The organism is Aquimarina sp. U1-2 (genome assembly GCF_017897595.1).
Lineage (GTDB): Bacteria > Bacteroidota > Bacteroidia > Flavobacteriales > Flavobacteriaceae > Aquimarina.
This window is the reverse complement of the sequence record NZ_JAGKIK010000002.1, coordinates 84,067-99,013: the sequence shown is the minus strand read 5'-3', so window position 1 is coordinate 99,013 and position 14,947 is coordinate 84,067. Positions and strand designations below refer to the sequence as shown.

The following is a 14,947-nucleotide window of genomic DNA, read 5'->3' as shown; positions in this document are numbered from 1 at the left end:
AATGCTTACAGTGAACAACATATCTTTTGCTTACGACACCAAACTCATTTTAAAAAACATAAGTTTTTCTATTAATGAAGGGCAGCATATCGCTCTAATAGGTGCTAGTGGTTGTGGAAAAAGTACATTGCTCAAGATTATTTATGGTTTGTTACATGTTGAAGAAGGTGAACTTTTCTGGAATGATAAAAAAATAGTAGGTCCTTTATACACCTTAGTTCCCGGTGAGGAGCAAATGAAATACTTATCCCAGGGATTTGAACTTCAGGCATACACATCTGTTGCAGAAAACATCGGTCAATACCTTTCAAATTTTGAAAAAGAAGCAAAACAAGAACGAGTTCAAGAATTGCTTGAAATTGTTGAAATGACTGACTATGCAGATAAAAAAGTTGAAAATTTAAGTGGTGGTCAAAAACAAAGAGTTGCTCTTGCCAAAGCTCTCGCCAAAAAGCCCGAATTATTACTTCTAGACGAACCTTTTCATAACATTGATAACTTTAGAAGAAGTTCGCTACGCCGTAATCTCTTTCGGTATTTAAAACGTAACAAAATAACAAGTGTCACAGCGACACATGATAAAACAGATATTCTTTCGTTTGCCGATGAAACCATTGTCATTAAACAAGGTGAAGTCGTTACACAACAAAAAACTGAAGCACTGTATCAAAACCCCTCAAACTATTATGTAGCTTCTCTTTTTGGAGAGGTAAACCAGTTACGTCTTTCAACTCTTGGTCAAAAAGGGGATAAAGAAATTCTTGTGTATCCCCATGAGGTAAAAGTTGATCCCACATCTACCATAAAAGCAAGAGTAAAGAAGGCTTACTTTACCGGAAGTCATTATTTGATCGAAGCCGTATGTGACAATTCGATGATCTTCTTTAATCATCAAACTATACTACACGCACCAGAAACTGTCGGTATCTCGATTGCGGCTGATATCGTCAAAAAAAGGCTTAGGATAAATAGCGCCCAATACGCGTAGTATTGAACTCAAAACTAAGACTTCAAGTTAAACCCATTTTACCCATATAAAAACCTAAATTTGTGAGACCCTTAATGTATTGACCATTCCTTTAGCGGTAATGGGCATTGCAGCGAGATTAATTAACATATCCCCTTGGGTAACAAAACCTTTGTTGGCTGCGATACTATTAATATCTTCTACGGTTTCGTCGGTACTTACGAACTTGTCATAGAAAAAAGCTTTTACACCCCAAAGTAAGCTAAGCTGTGCTAATATTCTCTTATTGCTCGTAAATACCAGAATGTGAGCACTAGGCCTCCAGGCAGAAATTTGAAAAGCCGTATACCCACTATTGGTTAGTGTACAAATAGCCTTTGCATCTATATCATTGGCCATATGCGCTGCATGATAACAAATGGACTTCGTAATAAATCTATTCGTTCTAATATGTGGAGGATTTTGAGGAACAGCGATCAAATCAGAATTCTCTACACTTCGAATAATTTTGGTCATTGTTTCTATTACCTGCACCGGGTATTTACCCACTGATGTCTCACCAGATAACATCACGGCATCGGCGCCGTCCATGACCGAGTTTGCCACATCGTTAACCTCGGCCCGGGTGGGAGTAAGGCTGTCGATCATAGTTTCCATCATCTGTGTGGCTATAATTACCGGTATTCTGGCAGTTTTGGCCTTAAGTACTAGTTTTTTCTGGATTAAGGGAACTTCTTGAGCTGGTATTTCGACACCCAGGTCTCCCCTGGCTACCATCAAACCATCACAATACGCAACAATTTTATCGATATTATCGACACCTTCCGGTTTTTCAATTTTAGCTACTATCGGAATTTTATGTTTACTATGTTTCTTAATAAGATCCTGAAGCTCCATTAGATCTTGTGCATGTCGTACAAAGGATAAAGCAATCCAGTCTACCTCTTGCTGGCAGGCAAAAATGGCATCTTTTACATCTTTTTCGGTCAATGCAGGAAGTGAAATGTTTGTATTGGGCAAGTTTACTCCTTTTTTTGACTTTAATGGGCCTCCTTGTATTACTTTGGCTTTTACAGTATCCTTCTGATTAGAAGAAACTACTTCAAAAATAAGTTTTCCATCATCTAGTAATATGCGCTCACCAGCTTTTACGTCCTTCGGAAAATTCTCGTAGTTCATGTATACTTTACTGGCCGAACCTTCAAAAGGTTTTCCTGTTACAAAATCAAGAAGATCTCCGTTAGTTACAATAATATCCCCCTTCATGACTCCAACTCGCAATTTAGGCCCCTGCAGATCTCCCAGAATAGCAGTGCTAAACCCATGCTCTTCACTTAGTTGTCGTATCATTTTTACACGCTCTTTAACGTCGTTATAATCTGCGTGAGAAAAATTAATTCTAAAAACATTAACGCCCGCTTCCATCATTTCTTTTAGGGTTTCTTTTCGGCTCGTAGCGGGCCCCAGAGTTGCCACAATTTTGGTTCTTTTACGTCTTGGCATTATTCTAATATTAAATTGTTTTTTGACTTGAGTGTACTGTAATCAATTGTATACGCTGTAATAACTTGAGAAATATCAAGTATTTTGGAAACTTTTGGTTTGCTCAAAAAAGTAGATGACTCTACAGTGATTTTTAAAAAATAATCTACATGTTTAAGTTCAGGAATTAAGTATTTGGTTGTATAGGCATCTTTTTGAGCGGCAAATAAACCCACAGAGACAGCTTTGTTAGATGGTGTAATTGTAGATACGCTCTGGCTTGACGTATGGTTACTGCTATTTTTTGACCTGTTCAAAGACGGTATATCTGTCTCTACCATACTACGAAACTTATTAGCTACTAAAGCATAAGTGTTGTACTGCAAGTGATCTTCATATTGATATATCGGAAAATTCGCTATGCCGTCTTTGTATTTAAAATGGATATCTTTTTTCTTTCTGAAAAGTGATATGCCCAGCGTTTTATTTAATAAGAAAGCTAGTCTGTACGAAGGTAATGAACTGTGAATAGCTATGAGTTCGTAACTATCATCTTCAAAGGTTTCTAAGACTAACTTTTGAATGGCCATCGTGCAGTAATTTATGGGATAATCGAAATTAAAATTATATGCTAACACTTCATCTATACTATTGCTCCCAAAGTATTTTACTTATAATCCAACGTGAAATATACAAATAAAATACCCTATTAAGATTAATAAATGATAAAGAAATTAAACGAAAACGATTGAGTTAGTATCTTTATTCGCACCGCTAGAGGGTGCACTACCTCAACGCCTGTCCCGAGGTAGTTTGCTATAAACTGGTTTGCACGTTTCTCACAAAAAAATTGAGTAGTAGAGTTTCTACAAGGTGCCTTTATGTTGATGTTATTCTGGATTGAAATGCAAAGAAAGCCCTTTTGGAAGCTTTTTCTTCAGCCTTTTTCTTTGATGTAGCCCTGGCTTTTGCTACAACTTTTTCGTCTATCCATAATTTGACTGCAAAATGCTTCATCTCATCTTTGCCTGTATCTTCGTAAATTTCGTAGTTGAAAATTTTTTTCTCTTTTTGGCACCACTCAATCAGTAAGCTTTTATAACTAATAATTTGGCCTTCGAGACTCTCAATATCCACATAAGGATTGATTACCGCTTCATGAATAAAACGTTCACAATACGAAAATCCCTTGTCGAGATAAATAGCACCAATTAACGCTTCAAAAAGATTACCGTGAATATTTACACCAAATTGTGATTTTGGGATATTTGTTCGTACCAATTCAATTAATTTCAGGTCTTTCCCCAATTCGTTCAGATGCTTTCGGCTTACTACTTTTGCTCTCATTTTTGTAAGATAGCCTTCGTTACCTTCGGGAACTTCTTTGAACAAATGGGCAGCTATTACACTGCCAAGCATAGCATCACCCAGAAACTCGAGTCTCTCATAATTTACAGCATTTCCCTTTTTATCTTTTAAATTCAACGAGCGGTGTGTAAATGCTTTTTCATAAGGTCTAATATTTTTAGGCTTAAACCCCAATATTTTATGAATTTTGGAAAAAAAATTCCCGTTCTTTTCAGAGCGGGAATTTAATATGTTGCGAATAACATTCATTATTCGTTTAATTTTTTAAACAACACACACGCATTATGCCCTCCAAAACCAAAAGTATTACTCATGGCATAGGTAATGTCTCTTTTTTGAGCTGTATTCAATGTCAGGTTCAAATTTGGATCTATATTCTCGTCTACAGTAGTATGATTGATTGTAGGCGGCACAGTACTTTTTTGCATAGCAAGAATAGAGGCAATAGCTTCTATAGCTCCTGCTGCACCTAGCAAATGTCCTGTCATAGATTTTGTTGAATTGATATTGATATGAGGAGCATGGTCACCAAAAACTTTGGTGATTGCTTTTAACTCTGCGACATCTCCCAGCGGAGTAGAAGTACCGTGCGTATTGATGGTATCAACTTGTTCTGGTTGCACGTTTGCATCTCTTAAACAATTGAGCATCACACGTTCTACACCAATACCATCTGGATGTGGTGCTGTCATATGATATGCATCACTAGACATACCACCACCCACAACTTCTGCATAGATTTTGGCACCGCGGGCTTTGGCATGTTCATATTCTTCAAGAATCAGAGCCCCACCCCCTTCGCCTAAAACAAAGCCATCTCTGGTTGCGTCAAAAGGTCGAGAAGCAGTTTCTGGGCTTTCGTTTCTTGTCGATAAGGCATGCATGGCATTAAATCCACCCATACCGGCTATGGTTACTGCAGCTTCACTTCCTCCAGTTACAATAATATCACAATGTCCTAAACGAATATAATTTAAGGCATCGATCATAGCATTGGCAGAAGATGCACAAGCAGATACCGTGGTATAGTTAGGCCCCATAAAACCATTTCGAATAGAAATATGACCTGGAGCAATATCGGCAATCATTTTAGGAATAAAGAAAGGATTAAAACGTGGTGTTCCATTTCCTTTGGCATAGCCAATCACTTCTTCCTGAAAAGTTTCTAAACCGCCAATTCCTGCGCCCCAAATTACACCTACTCTAAATTTGTCGACGTTTTCAAGATCGATTTCGGCATCCTTTATAGCCTCTTCAGAAGATATAATGGCATACTGAGCAAATTTATCAAGTTTGCGCGCTTCTTTTCTATCAAAATAATCTGTAGCAGCGTAATTTTTGACTTCGCAAGCAAATTTAGTCTTGAAATTTTCGGTATCAAAATAAGTAATGGGAGCACAACCGCTTTTTCCGGTCGACAATCCTTCCCAATACTCTTCTATATTCTTACCGATAGGTGTTAAAGCACCCAGTCCTGTGACTACAACTCGCTTAAGGCTCATACTTTGTGGTGAAGTTTATTACTTTGCGTCTTCAATGTAGGATATAGCTTGACCTACGGTTGCGATGTTCTCTGCCTGGTCATCTGGAATCTGAATATCGAATTCCTTTTCAAATTCCATAATCAATTCTACAGTGTCTAGCGAATCTGCTCCTAGGTCATTTGTGAAGCTAGCTTCATTTACAACCTCGTTTTCGTCTACACCTAATTTGTCAACGATTATCGCTTTTACTCTTGATGCAATGTCTGACATAGTTTTTAATTTTAATTTTTAATTTAGGAGGCAAAAATAAAAAACTTTATTTTAAAACCCCATAATCCCGCAAAAATGTATTTGTGTTTTTATCAAATATAGGAAAGTAATGGCTTTTAACTGCCTAAAATTGAATTATAATTATTTTTTTTGTAAACTATAGATGGAACGTATCTTGACTTTTTTCTATTACATCTATTATGATAGTGTTTCTCTATATTTTAAAGAAACATTAGTTACTATTCATTTTTAAATACCTTTTCACACTATGAAGCGCATCATTATCTTTGCTTCCGGCTCTGGCACGAATGCGGAAAACATTATTACTTATTTTCAAGAGCGCAATACTGCCAAAGTTACCCACGTGTTCTCTAATAATAGACAGGCAAAGGTTTTAAAACGTGCACATAAGCATAACGTAAAAGCATTACACTTTGATAGAGCATCTTTTTATCACAGCAATGATGTGCTTCACCTTTTAAAAGATGCACAACCTGACCTTATTGTACTGGCAGGGTTTTTATGGATTTTTCCTAAAAGAATCATCGACGCCTTTCCTGATCGGGTGATCAATATCCATCCTGCGCTTTTACCAAAATACGGAGGAAAAGGAATGTATGGTCGTCATGTACATGAAGCTGTGATTCAAAATAAAGAAAATCAAAGCGGAATTACAATCCACTATGTAAATGAACATTATGATGAGGGAGCAATAATTTTTCAGGCAAAAACCAGCATAGATCCAGCAGATACTGCAGATGATGTGGCACAGGCAATTCATCAATTAGAATATAAACACTTTCCTGTCGTTATAGAAAAAGTATTGGAGTTATGAGAGGTGAGGGCGTTCGCTTCGCTCTCTGTGAGGGATGAGGATGTGAGTTTGTAGGGTTTGTGAGTGGTTAGAGCGTTCGATTTGCTTTCTGTAAGGTTTGAGGAGTTTACACGCATGTCTAGTTCCCTCTCCTTTGGGGAGAGGGCTTAGAGAAAGGTGGCTCGCCCTGAGCGAGACGGAAAGGGTAGAGATCGCAAATAATACTTTTGCTAAACATTAACTTTTTAACAATTTCAGTTTCACATTTGACTTGGATATTGATCAGGTTGTATTTGAATATTTGAGATTTAAGACATAATTTTTGTTGAATATACTATAGTGTCGTAGACATGATGTCTTTGAATTTGCGAGGGATGAGGGCGTTCGCTTCGCTCTCTGTGAGGGATGAGAGAAAGACTCTGAAACTTTGTAACCCTATCACTACCCGCTATAAACTAACAACTAAACAATGGCAAAAAAAGAAAAATTCTACGTAGTCTGGGAAGGGCACCGCCCCGGGATTTATACAACATGGGACGATTGTAAAGCCGCTGTAAAAGGCTATGCAAATGCCAAATATAAGTCGTTTGACTCATTTGACCTTGCAAAAAAAGCATACAACGGAGACTATGAAGATTATAAAGGAAAAACCAAACCCAAAAAGACACTTACAGCTGAACAGTTGTCGAAAATTGGGAAGCCTAATTTATATTCTATAGCCGTAGATGCGGCATCTAGTGGCAATCCTGGCAAAATGGAATATAGAGGCGTTGATACCCAGACCGAAAAACAGCTGTTTCATCAAGGGCCTTTTGCACAGGGTACTAATAATATCGGAGAGTTTTTAGCACTTGTGCATGGCCTGGCCTATTTAAAGAAGAAAAACAGTGATCGTATTATATATTCAGACTCTAAAATAGCGATTGGCTGGGTAAAACGAAAAACCTGTAAAACAAAGCTTAAAAGAACCACAAAAAATGCGGCGATGTTTGATTTGGTAGATCGAGCTATACAGTGGCTTAACGAAAATACGTATACGACTAAAATTGTTAAGTGGGAAACCAAAGCCTGGGGTGAAATTCCGGCGGATTTTGGAAGGAAATAAGTATCTAACTTAAGACCCCAAAGGTTTTGAAAACCTTTGGGGTCTTATTTCCATTCCAGGGTATATTCTTTTAGTTTTTCTGAAAGTGATCCTGCTTTTTGTTGATGGCTAGATATAAAATTTTCCTTTCCGGAAAACAATTCTAAAATATAGTCCTTAGAGATATTTGTAGGTTTTTCAGACAGGAATGCAGCGTATGAAGAATGAGGGTATGTCTGAAAATTATCTGTAATTTTATGGTATTGGGCATTGGTGTGAATGTATAAAATTAAATTCCTGACATATGCTTCATCTTCTATTTTTATCCTGGAAAATTTTCTTTTGAACAAGCTACCTGACCTTTCATAGCCTTTATTGATAGCTTTAGCATAGGCATTAAATACATTAGAAAACCCTTGGGATATAATTTTGCTTTCTAAATTCTCTTTTGTTCTGATTAGTAAATGGAAATGATTAGGCAGGAGGCAATAACAATGTATTTCGGCAATAGGTAGGATGTGTTTTTTAAGTAAATTAAGAAAATAACTATAATTTTTTTCTTCTATAAACAGGTTTTCTTTGTTATTTCCCCGATTGTATATGTGATAATACCGACCGGGTTCTAATGTTTCATATTTCAAATAGTCTAAATTTTATTGATTGTAAAATGGATAATAAAGAGACCCCAAAGGTCTCTGAGACCTTTGGGGTCTAACATTTATCTCTTTTCTAATTCTTCGATCAACCTATCCTTATCTTTTAATCGCGCTTCATATAATTCGATGATTTTATCTGTTTTTTCTTTGTTTTCTTGATACAGGTCTTCAATATAACACATCGATTGATCTTTTAAATCCTGATTGATTGTTTTTCTTGAATTTGAATCTAGAAACTCATCAGTCGGCGTTTCTAATATTTTTGCCAGTTGATACAATCGCTCTACGGTAAGTTTGCTTTCTTTTTTTCTAATTTGCTATACGCCGCCTGGCTAATATCTAGTTCTTGCGCAATATATTCATGCGAATATCCTTTTTGTTTACGAATAGTTTTGATATGTTCTAGTATATTTTCCATAACTAATAGTTATAAATTTTTATGAATATCCGTAATTTAACCTAAACGGTTTGCGTCAAGCTGAACTCGTTTCAGCTTCTCATCTCAATGTATTGAAAATAAACCTAATGAGATCCTGAAACGAATTCAGGATGACTTCTCCGTTAAATTTTAGGTATAATAACGGACAATTAATAAATATAAATACAATGAAAAAGATAAGTGCAGTAGTAGTTTTCTTTTTATGTTCTCTTTTTAGCAACGCTCAGAATATGACCGGCTCATGGTCAGGATCATTAGAGCTACAAAATTCGCAATTACCTCTGATATTTCATATTCAGAAAAAAGATAGTATCTACAAAACTATTATGGATAGCCCCGCACAAGGTGCTACAGGTATTATTGTCGATAGCACTAGCGTACAAGACTCTTTGATTACCTATGTTATCAAAAATATAGGCGCCACTTATAAGGGGCAACTTAAAAACGATACGCTTATTGTGGGTACATTTACACAGGCAGGACTACAATTTCCTTTAGATCTTAAAAAGGGCGAGATCGCAAAAGAGGTGCGCAAGCCGCAAGAACCCGTACCTCCGTTCCCATACCAAAATGAAGAAGTGTCTTTTACCAATAAAAATGGTGATACGCTTTATGGAACCCTCGCTATACCCAGTAAAAATGATAACATGTTTCCAGCTGTACTACTTATTACCGGTAGTGGTCCTCAAAATAGGAATGCCGAACTGTTTGGGCATAAGCCTTTTTTGGTAATTTCAGACTACTTGGTACGACAGGGCATCGCTGTTTTACGGTTTGATGAGCGCGGGGTCGGCGCATCTCAAGGGAACTTTGGTAAAGCAACTACTCAAGATTTTGCTGATGATTTGGTATCGGCTTTTGCTTATCTTTCTGAAAGAAATGAAATTAATGCTACCCAAATAGGCTTAGTAGGTCATAGCGAAGGGGGTCTTGTAGCCAGTATGATGGCTTCAAAGAATAACACTATACATTTTGTAGTGTTATTAGCTACTCCGGGGATACGTGGTGATCGGGTATTAGCTTCACAAACCCAAAAAATCCTAGAAAAATCAAACATAGCCAAAGCCAATATAGATACTATTCTTGGGATTAATAGAACTACATATGATTTAATCTTAAAAAATGAAGACCCAGAACTCTTAAAAGATAAATTAAGACAGCATCTTACCGGTTCGATATCACAACTAAATGTATTGAACCCAAAGCCAGAGCATCTAAGCACACCACAATACATACAAATGATGGTCGAACAATTAGCATCCCCTTGGTTTACCTTTTTCGTAAAATTTGACCCAAAACTATGCTTACAAGCTATAAAATGCCCTGTACTGGTACTTCAGGGCGAAAATGACACTCAAGTACTTCCAGACAACAATCTTCACGCTATTGAAACGGCATTCAAAAAGGGAAATAACAAAAGGGTTGAGATCGTGAGGTTGCAGAGGCTTAATCATTTATTTCAGCAAAGCCAGACAGGATTACCAAATGAATATGGAATGATTCAGGAAACCTTTTCGCCGAAAGCATTGCAAGTACTGGGAGAATGGATAAGAAAACAAACCTATAAATAACGAAGTGATTTAAACCTGGACCTAAAACGGGTTAAATCAGTTCTATTCATAAAAATACCCCCGAAGTGATGTTCGAGGGTATTTTCTAACTTCATCTAGCGATAACGCCAGATTATAATTCATGTTATCCGCCGCATGGCCCTAAATTGTTCCATCCGCTGGCAGTTCTTTCGTACAATGATCCCTGATACGTAACTTTTGAACCTACAGCATAAGAACGACCGCTCACGTATGCTGCTACACCGGCACATGGATCATTACTAGGACATGCACCCAGATTGTTCCATCCGCTAGATGTTCTTTGGTATAATGATCCCTGATACGTAACCTTAGCACCCACAGGATAGGATCGACCACTTACATAAGCCTCAACACCGTCACAAATATCTCCTCCTGTATCTGAAAAAGGATATATAGTGCCAATAAAGGATTTATCGGTATCAGACAAACTCGTATTTCTTCCCACAGCTACACGATCTAATGTATGCTCTGCCGGAATTGGGTAATGCATAATAGATAATGGATCATACTCGCTGTAGTTGGTTACATTAGCTTCATACCGTCTAAAAAGATTATTGTCGACTTGAGCTCTCGACCAGTTGTTTGGTGGACCGGCATAATACGCGTACACCGCTTCTCTATCCCAATTAATTCCTGCTACGGGATTTTGATGCTCGTGAATTAATCCTAAAGCATGACCAAATTCATGAATGGTTGTTCTTCTAAATTCCTCATCGGTAGTATCGTTGTCAAACCACCCAAAATGCATACTGTGCGCATGACTGTTAGAATCTGTTCCCAAATAGGACCAGGATCCTGTTTCATTAGCATATTGCCCCTCTCTAAATGCGATTTTAATGTTGGCACTACTGCTAGAAGAAACCCATTCGAACTTCAAATTAGCATAGCTTTCCCACGCTACTGCGTACTGGCGTACCTTGGATTGTACAAAATTGTTACCGTTTAAGAATTTTACGCGAATAGTTTGACCAGGTTGCCATTGCTTTGCTTTGATACTGGCCGCTTTTGCACCATTAGACAAATCCCATTTGGCAATACAAACTTTTGCATGTTTGGCATCATCGAGTTGTTGGGGTTCGAAAATGTCGTCAGAGTTTTTTTCACAGTTCGCTACAGAAAACGAAACTGCAATAGCCAATACAAGTTTGGCTAGCTTGTTTTTTTTCATAATTAAGTTGAGTTTGAATTAAATTTCTTTCAAAATTAACAAAATTTTAATAAGATGACAGTATTTTGTGTTAAAACTGATCAAACGTTGTTGTAAATGATGATGAAGAATAGAAAAATGAATATCTGTAATTTAACCTAAGCGGTTTGTGTCAAGCTGAATACTGAAACGAGTTCGGCATGAATTCACGATCGAATCATTATTAATAATTCATATCTAAGTAATGAAAAGTAACCTTCATGATTTTTTGTCACACTGGTAAAGAAGATGTAACTCAATCTAAGAACAAAAAATGTTCTGCTCTGTATCTTCAAAAGAGATTTAATAGGATATAAAGCAGGTTGAAAAAGTAAAGTGTATATTTGCAAAAAATTTACACGCTATTGTATGAGCAAATTATTAATTGTAGGTTCTGTTGCCTTTGATGCCATAGAAACTCCTTTTGGAAAAACAGATAAGATCTTGGGTGGTGCCGCTCCGTATATTGCACTTTCGGCATCTCACTTTGATATTCCTTCGGCCATTGTTTCTGTAGTTGGCGAAGACTTTCCGAAAGACTATTTTAGAACTTTAGAAAATAGAAATGTAGACACTTCAGCTATTAAAGTAGTAAAAGGTGGTAAAACATTTTTTTGGAGTGGAAAATATCATAATGATCTAAATTCTAGAGATACTTTAGAAACACAACTTAACGTACTTGCCGATTTTAATCCTATAGTTCCTGATGCTTATAAAGATGCCGAGATTGTCGTATTAGGAAATCTTAATCCATTAGTACAGCTTGGTGTTTTAGAACAACTAACGAGCACACCAAAACTTGCTATTTTGGATACTATGAATTTCTGGATGGAAGATGCCTTTATAGAAGATCTACGTCGAGTTATTGCCAAAGTAGATGTGATTACCATCAATGATGAAGAGGCAAGACAGCTTAGTGGAGAATACTCGTTGGTAAAAGCGGCTCGAGTTATAGAAGCGATGGGGCCAAAATATGTAGTGATCAAAAAAGGAGAACACGGAGCTCTATTATTTCATAAAGAACAGGTTTTCTTTGCCCCGGCACTCCCTCTCGAAGAGGTTTTCGACCCTACAGGTGCGGGAGATACATTCGCCGGTGGTTTTGCAGGATATTTAACTAAAACTGGTGATATTTCTTTTGAAAATATGAAGAATGCGATTATTCATGCATCCAACCTGGCTTCATTTTGTGTAGAAAAATTTGGAACAGAACGCATGGAAAGCCTCAATAGAGAAGAAGTCCATCAACGACTAAAGCAATTTAAAGAACTAACTCAATTTGAAATAGAATTGTCTTAAAAACGAGCCTCGAAATTTTATTTTTTGAGGCTTTTTAAGTTTGAATTATAATGTACTTAGCACAACAACTTAGAATTTTTGAACTATAATGAGTGATGCGTTAAAACACGAATGCGGTATTGCATTTATAAGATTATTAAAACCGTTAGAATTTTACAAAGAAAAATATGGCAGTGCATTTTATGGTGTTAATAAAATGTATCTCATGATGGAGAAACAACATAATCGAGGTCAGGATGGCGCAGGTTTTGCCAGTATCAAATTAGACACACCGCCGGGAGAGCGTTACATAAGCAGGGTTCGTTCTAGTGCTTCACAGCCTATACAGGATATTTTTTCTCAAATTAATGACAGAATTAATAAGGAACTTGTTGATCATCCTGAATATGCAGACGATGTAGCGCTTCAGAAAAAAAACATTCCGTACATAGGAGAAGTGTTATTAGGCCACGTGCGTTATGGTACGTTTGGTAAAAATAGTGTAGAAAGTGTTCATCCTTTTTTAAGGCAGAATAACTGGATGCATCGAAATCTCATCGTCGCCGGTAATTTTAATATGACCAATAACGATGTTCTGTTTGATAACCTTGTGCGCCTGGGACAGCATCCAAAAGATAAAGTAGATACCGTAACCGTAATGGAAAAAATCGGTCATTTTCTCGATTCTGAAGTGGCAAAACTATACAAACAACTAAAAAAAGAAGGATATAATAAGATTGATGCTTCTCCACAAATCGTTGAACGGCTTAATGTAGCTAAAATTTTGAGAAAATCATCGAGAGACTGGGATGGTGGTTATGCTATGGCGGGAATGCTGGGTCACGGTGATGCATTTGTTTTAAGAGATCCTGCAGGTATACGTCCGACATATTACTATACGAATGAAGAAGTAGTAGTGGTAGCATCAGAAAGACCCGTTATACAAACTGTATTTAATGTACCTTTTGATGAGGTGGTAGAATTAGATCCGGGGAAAGCAATTATTGTAAAGAAAAACGGAGATACGAGCATAAAAAGAATTATAGAACCTTTGGAGCGTAAAGCATGTTCGTTTGAACGTATTTACTTTTCTAGAGGTAGTGATGCAGAAATCTATAAAGAGAGAAAAGCGTTGGGCAAATTAATCATGCCTCAGGTTTTAGAAGAAATTAATCACGACACTGTAAATACTGTTTTCTCCTTTATTCCGAATACAGCAGAAACTTCTTTCTATGGTATGGTAGAAGCTGCACAAGACGAATTAAATAAGCAGAAAAATGAAACCATACTATCTGAAAAAGAAGTACTAACAGACGAGCGTTTATCAGAAATACTTTCTGCTCGCTTAAGAACAGAAAAAATTGCAATTAAAGATGCAAAATTACGAACCTTCATCACCGAAGATAGTAGTAGAGACGATCTGGTAGCGCATGTGTATGATGTTACTTATGGTGTCGTTAAACCCAACGATAACCTGGTTATTATTGATGATAGTATTGTACGGGGAACTACACTTAAAAAGAGCATCATCAAAATGATGGACAGGTTACAACCCAAAAAGATTGTTATTGTTTCTTCGGCACCTCAAATAAGATATCCCGATTGTTATGGCATTGATATGGCACGATTAGAGGGACTAATCGCATTTCAGGCGGCTTTAGAGCTATTAAAAGAAGATGGCAACTATGATCTGGTTGAGAAAGTTTACGAAAAATGTAAAGCACAAGAACACTTAGCCGATGCCGAGGTACAAAATTTTGTAAAAGAAATCTATAGTGGGTTTACTGATCAGGAAATAAGTGATAAAATCGCCGAATTACTAAGTGATCAGTATGTAAATGCCGAGGTGAAGATAATTTATCAAACCGTAAAAAATTTACACAAGGCATGCCCTAAAAATTTGGGAGATTGGTATTTTACAGGAGATTATCCTACTATAGGGGGTAACAGAGTAGTTAATAAGGCATTTATCAATTTTTTTGAAGGTAAGAATGAAAGAGCCTATTAAAATCAAAAATCTTTTGCTGTTAAAAAGGGTTAATTTGTGTATTTCAACAATTATTTTGACCTTTTATCTAAAACATTTTTTCACAATGAATTTCCGTCTTATATTAGCAAAGCCATAGCATAAGTAGGTTAAGTTCATGGTAGATTTGGGGCAAAAAAAGGTGGATTTTCCACCTTTTTTTATTTTATAATAGTTTTGCCTAAACGATATTATATACGCTCCGAAATTCTATACGATATAGTCCTTCGATGATCTCAACTTAGTGAGGGCGTTTTTCTTATAGATTAAAGAAAATACTTTTTTTCAATACAGTTTTTTA

Annotated in this window: 15 protein-coding genes; 6 read left to right on the top strand and 9 right to left on the bottom strand. The window is 36.7% G+C overall.

Annotated elements, in window-relative coordinates:
- Position 1 precedes the first annotated feature (1 nt).
- Positions 2 to 988: an ABC transporter ATP-binding protein gene (locus J8281_RS03230; protein ID WP_210196159.1), complete on the top strand. Its 987-nt coding sequence runs from the start codon at positions 2 to 4 to the stop codon at positions 986 to 988.
- 54 nt (positions 989 to 1,042) lie between these two features.
- Here J8281_RS03230 and pyk read toward each other — a convergent pair whose 3' ends face one another.
- From pyk to J8281_RS03205, 5 genes are all read right to left on the bottom strand, one after another.
- Positions 1,043 to 2,470 carry a pyruvate kinase gene (pyk, locus tag J8281_RS03225; RefSeq protein WP_210196158.1) on the bottom strand — a complete coding sequence of 476 codons (1,428 nt, stop codon included), beginning with the start codon at positions 2,468 to 2,470 and terminating at the stop codon, positions 1,043 to 1,045.
- Complete coding sequence (locus J8281_RS03220; protein ID WP_210196157.1) at positions 2,470 to 3,039, bottom strand: IPExxxVDY family protein; 570 nt, start codon at positions 3,037 to 3,039, stop codon at positions 2,470 to 2,472. Before J8281_RS03220 ends, pyk begins: the two co-directional genes overlap by 1 nt.
- Before the next feature lie 289 nt (positions 3,040 to 3,328).
- Entirely contained in the window at positions 3,329 to 4,066 is a 738-nt protein-coding gene (rnc, locus tag J8281_RS03215; protein WP_210196156.1) for a ribonuclease III, read from the bottom strand.
- On the bottom strand, positions 4,066 to 5,319 hold the full coding sequence (gene fabF, locus J8281_RS03210) for a beta-ketoacyl-ACP synthase II (protein WP_210196155.1): 1,254 nt from the start codon (positions 5,317 to 5,319) through the stop codon (positions 4,066 to 4,068). Before fabF ends, rnc begins: the two co-directional genes overlap by 1 nt.
- An 18-nt stretch (positions 5,320 to 5,337) precedes the next feature.
- Positions 5,338 to 5,571 carry an acyl carrier protein gene (locus J8281_RS03205; RefSeq protein ID WP_024768509.1) on the bottom strand — a complete coding sequence of 78 codons (234 nt, stop codon included), beginning with the start codon at positions 5,569 to 5,571 and terminating at the stop codon, positions 5,338 to 5,340.
- A gap of 268 nt (positions 5,572 to 5,839) precedes the next feature.
- On the opposite strand from J8281_RS03205, the gene purN reads away from it, so the two are divergent.
- Together purN and J8281_RS03195 are read left to right on the top strand one after the other, a co-directional pair.
- Entirely contained in the window at positions 5,840 to 6,406 is a 567-nt protein-coding gene (purN, locus tag J8281_RS03200; protein ID WP_210196154.1) for a phosphoribosylglycinamide formyltransferase, read from the top strand.
- A 448-nt stretch (positions 6,407 to 6,854) separates the two neighbouring features.
- On the top strand, positions 6,855 to 7,490 hold the full coding sequence (locus J8281_RS03195; protein WP_210196153.1) for a viroplasmin family protein: 636 nt from the start codon (positions 6,855 to 6,857) through the stop codon (positions 7,488 to 7,490).
- 44 nt (positions 7,491 to 7,534) lie between these two features.
- Here the strand turns inward: J8281_RS03195 and J8281_RS03190 are convergent, their stop codons facing one another.
- From J8281_RS03190 to J8281_RS19615, 3 genes are all read right to left on the bottom strand, one after another.
- Entirely contained in the window at positions 7,535 to 8,110 is a 576-nt protein-coding gene (locus J8281_RS03190; RefSeq protein WP_210196152.1) for a transposase, read from the bottom strand.
- Positions 8,111 to 8,187: 77 nt separating this feature from the next.
- Complete coding sequence (locus J8281_RS19620; protein WP_246848953.1) at positions 8,188 to 8,403, bottom strand: hypothetical protein; 216 nt, start codon at positions 8,401 to 8,403, stop codon at positions 8,188 to 8,190.
- A gap of 5 nt (positions 8,404 to 8,408) precedes the next feature.
- Entirely contained in the window at positions 8,409 to 8,543 is a 135-nt protein-coding gene (locus tag J8281_RS19615; protein ID WP_246848952.1) for a helix-turn-helix domain-containing protein, read from the bottom strand.
- Between the two features lie 188 nt (positions 8,544 to 8,731).
- Here J8281_RS19615 and J8281_RS03180 point away from each other — a divergent pair, with 188 nt between their 5' ends.
- Entirely contained in the window at positions 8,732 to 10,135 is a 1,404-nt protein-coding gene (locus J8281_RS03180; RefSeq protein ID WP_210196151.1) for a S9 family peptidase, read from the top strand.
- Positions 10,136 to 10,259: 124 nt separating this feature from the next.
- On the opposite strand, the gene J8281_RS03175 is transcribed toward J8281_RS03180, so the two are convergent.
- Complete coding sequence (locus tag J8281_RS03175; RefSeq protein WP_210196150.1) at positions 10,260 to 11,324, bottom strand: matrixin family metalloprotease; 1,065 nt, start codon at positions 11,322 to 11,324, stop codon at positions 10,260 to 10,262.
- 387 nt (positions 11,325 to 11,711) lie between these two features.
- On the opposite strand from J8281_RS03175, the gene J8281_RS03170 reads away from it, so the two are divergent.
- Positions 11,712 to 12,641, top strand: coding sequence for a PfkB family carbohydrate kinase (locus J8281_RS03170; protein ID WP_210196149.1), 930 nt, complete (start codon positions 11,712 to 11,714; stop codon positions 12,639 to 12,641).
- An 88-nt stretch (positions 12,642 to 12,729) separates the two neighbouring features.
- Positions 12,730 to 14,628 (top strand): amidophosphoribosyltransferase, encoded by a 1,899-nt coding sequence (locus J8281_RS03165; RefSeq protein ID WP_210196148.1) that lies wholly within the window; start codon positions 12,730 to 12,732, stop codon positions 14,626 to 14,628.
- Positions 14,629 to 14,947 lie beyond the last annotated feature (319 nt).

What these genes read in the sequence shown, in the direction of transcription:
- J8281_RS03205 (WP_024768509.1), bottom strand. Translation starts at nt 5,571, where the DNA reads ATGTCAGACATTGCATCAAGAGTAAAAGCGATAATCGTTGACAAATTA.
- rnc (WP_210196156.1), bottom strand. Translation starts at nt 4,066, where the DNA reads ATGAATGTTATTCGCAACATATTAAATTCCCGCTCTGAAAAGAACGGG.
- J8281_RS19615 (WP_246848952.1), bottom strand. Translation starts at nt 8,543, where the DNA reads ATGGAAAATATACTAGAACATATCAAAACTATTCGTAAACAAAAAGGA.
- J8281_RS03180 (WP_210196151.1), top strand. Translation starts at nt 8,732, where the DNA reads ATGAAAAAGATAAGTGCAGTAGTAGTTTTCTTTTTATGTTCTCTTTTT.
- J8281_RS03195 (WP_210196153.1), top strand. Translation starts at nt 6,855, where the DNA reads ATGGCAAAAAAAGAAAAATTCTACGTAGTCTGGGAAGGGCACCGCCCC.
- fabF (WP_210196155.1), bottom strand. Translation starts at nt 5,319, where the DNA reads ATGAGCCTTAAGCGAGTTGTAGTCACAGGACTGGGTGCTTTAACACCT.
- J8281_RS03175 (WP_210196150.1), bottom strand. Translation starts at nt 11,324, where the DNA reads ATGAAAAAAAACAAGCTAGCCAAACTTGTATTGGCTATTGCAGTTTCG.
- pyk (WP_210196158.1), bottom strand. Translation starts at nt 2,470, where the DNA reads ATGCCAAGACGTAAAAGAACCAAAATTGTGGCAACTCTGGGGCCCGCT.
- J8281_RS03165 (WP_210196148.1), top strand. Translation starts at nt 12,730, where the DNA reads ATGAGTGATGCGTTAAAACACGAATGCGGTATTGCATTTATAAGATTA.
- J8281_RS03230 (WP_210196159.1), top strand. Translation starts at nt 2, where the DNA reads ATGCTTACAGTGAACAACATATCTTTTGCTTACGACACCAAACTCATT.
- purN (WP_210196154.1), top strand. Translation starts at nt 5,840, where the DNA reads ATGAAGCGCATCATTATCTTTGCTTCCGGCTCTGGCACGAATGCGGAA.
- J8281_RS03170 (WP_210196149.1), top strand. Translation starts at nt 11,712, where the DNA reads ATGAGCAAATTATTAATTGTAGGTTCTGTTGCCTTTGATGCCATAGAA.
- J8281_RS03220 (WP_210196157.1), bottom strand. Translation starts at nt 3,039, where the DNA reads ATGGCCATTCAAAAGTTAGTCTTAGAAACCTTTGAAGATGATAGTTAC.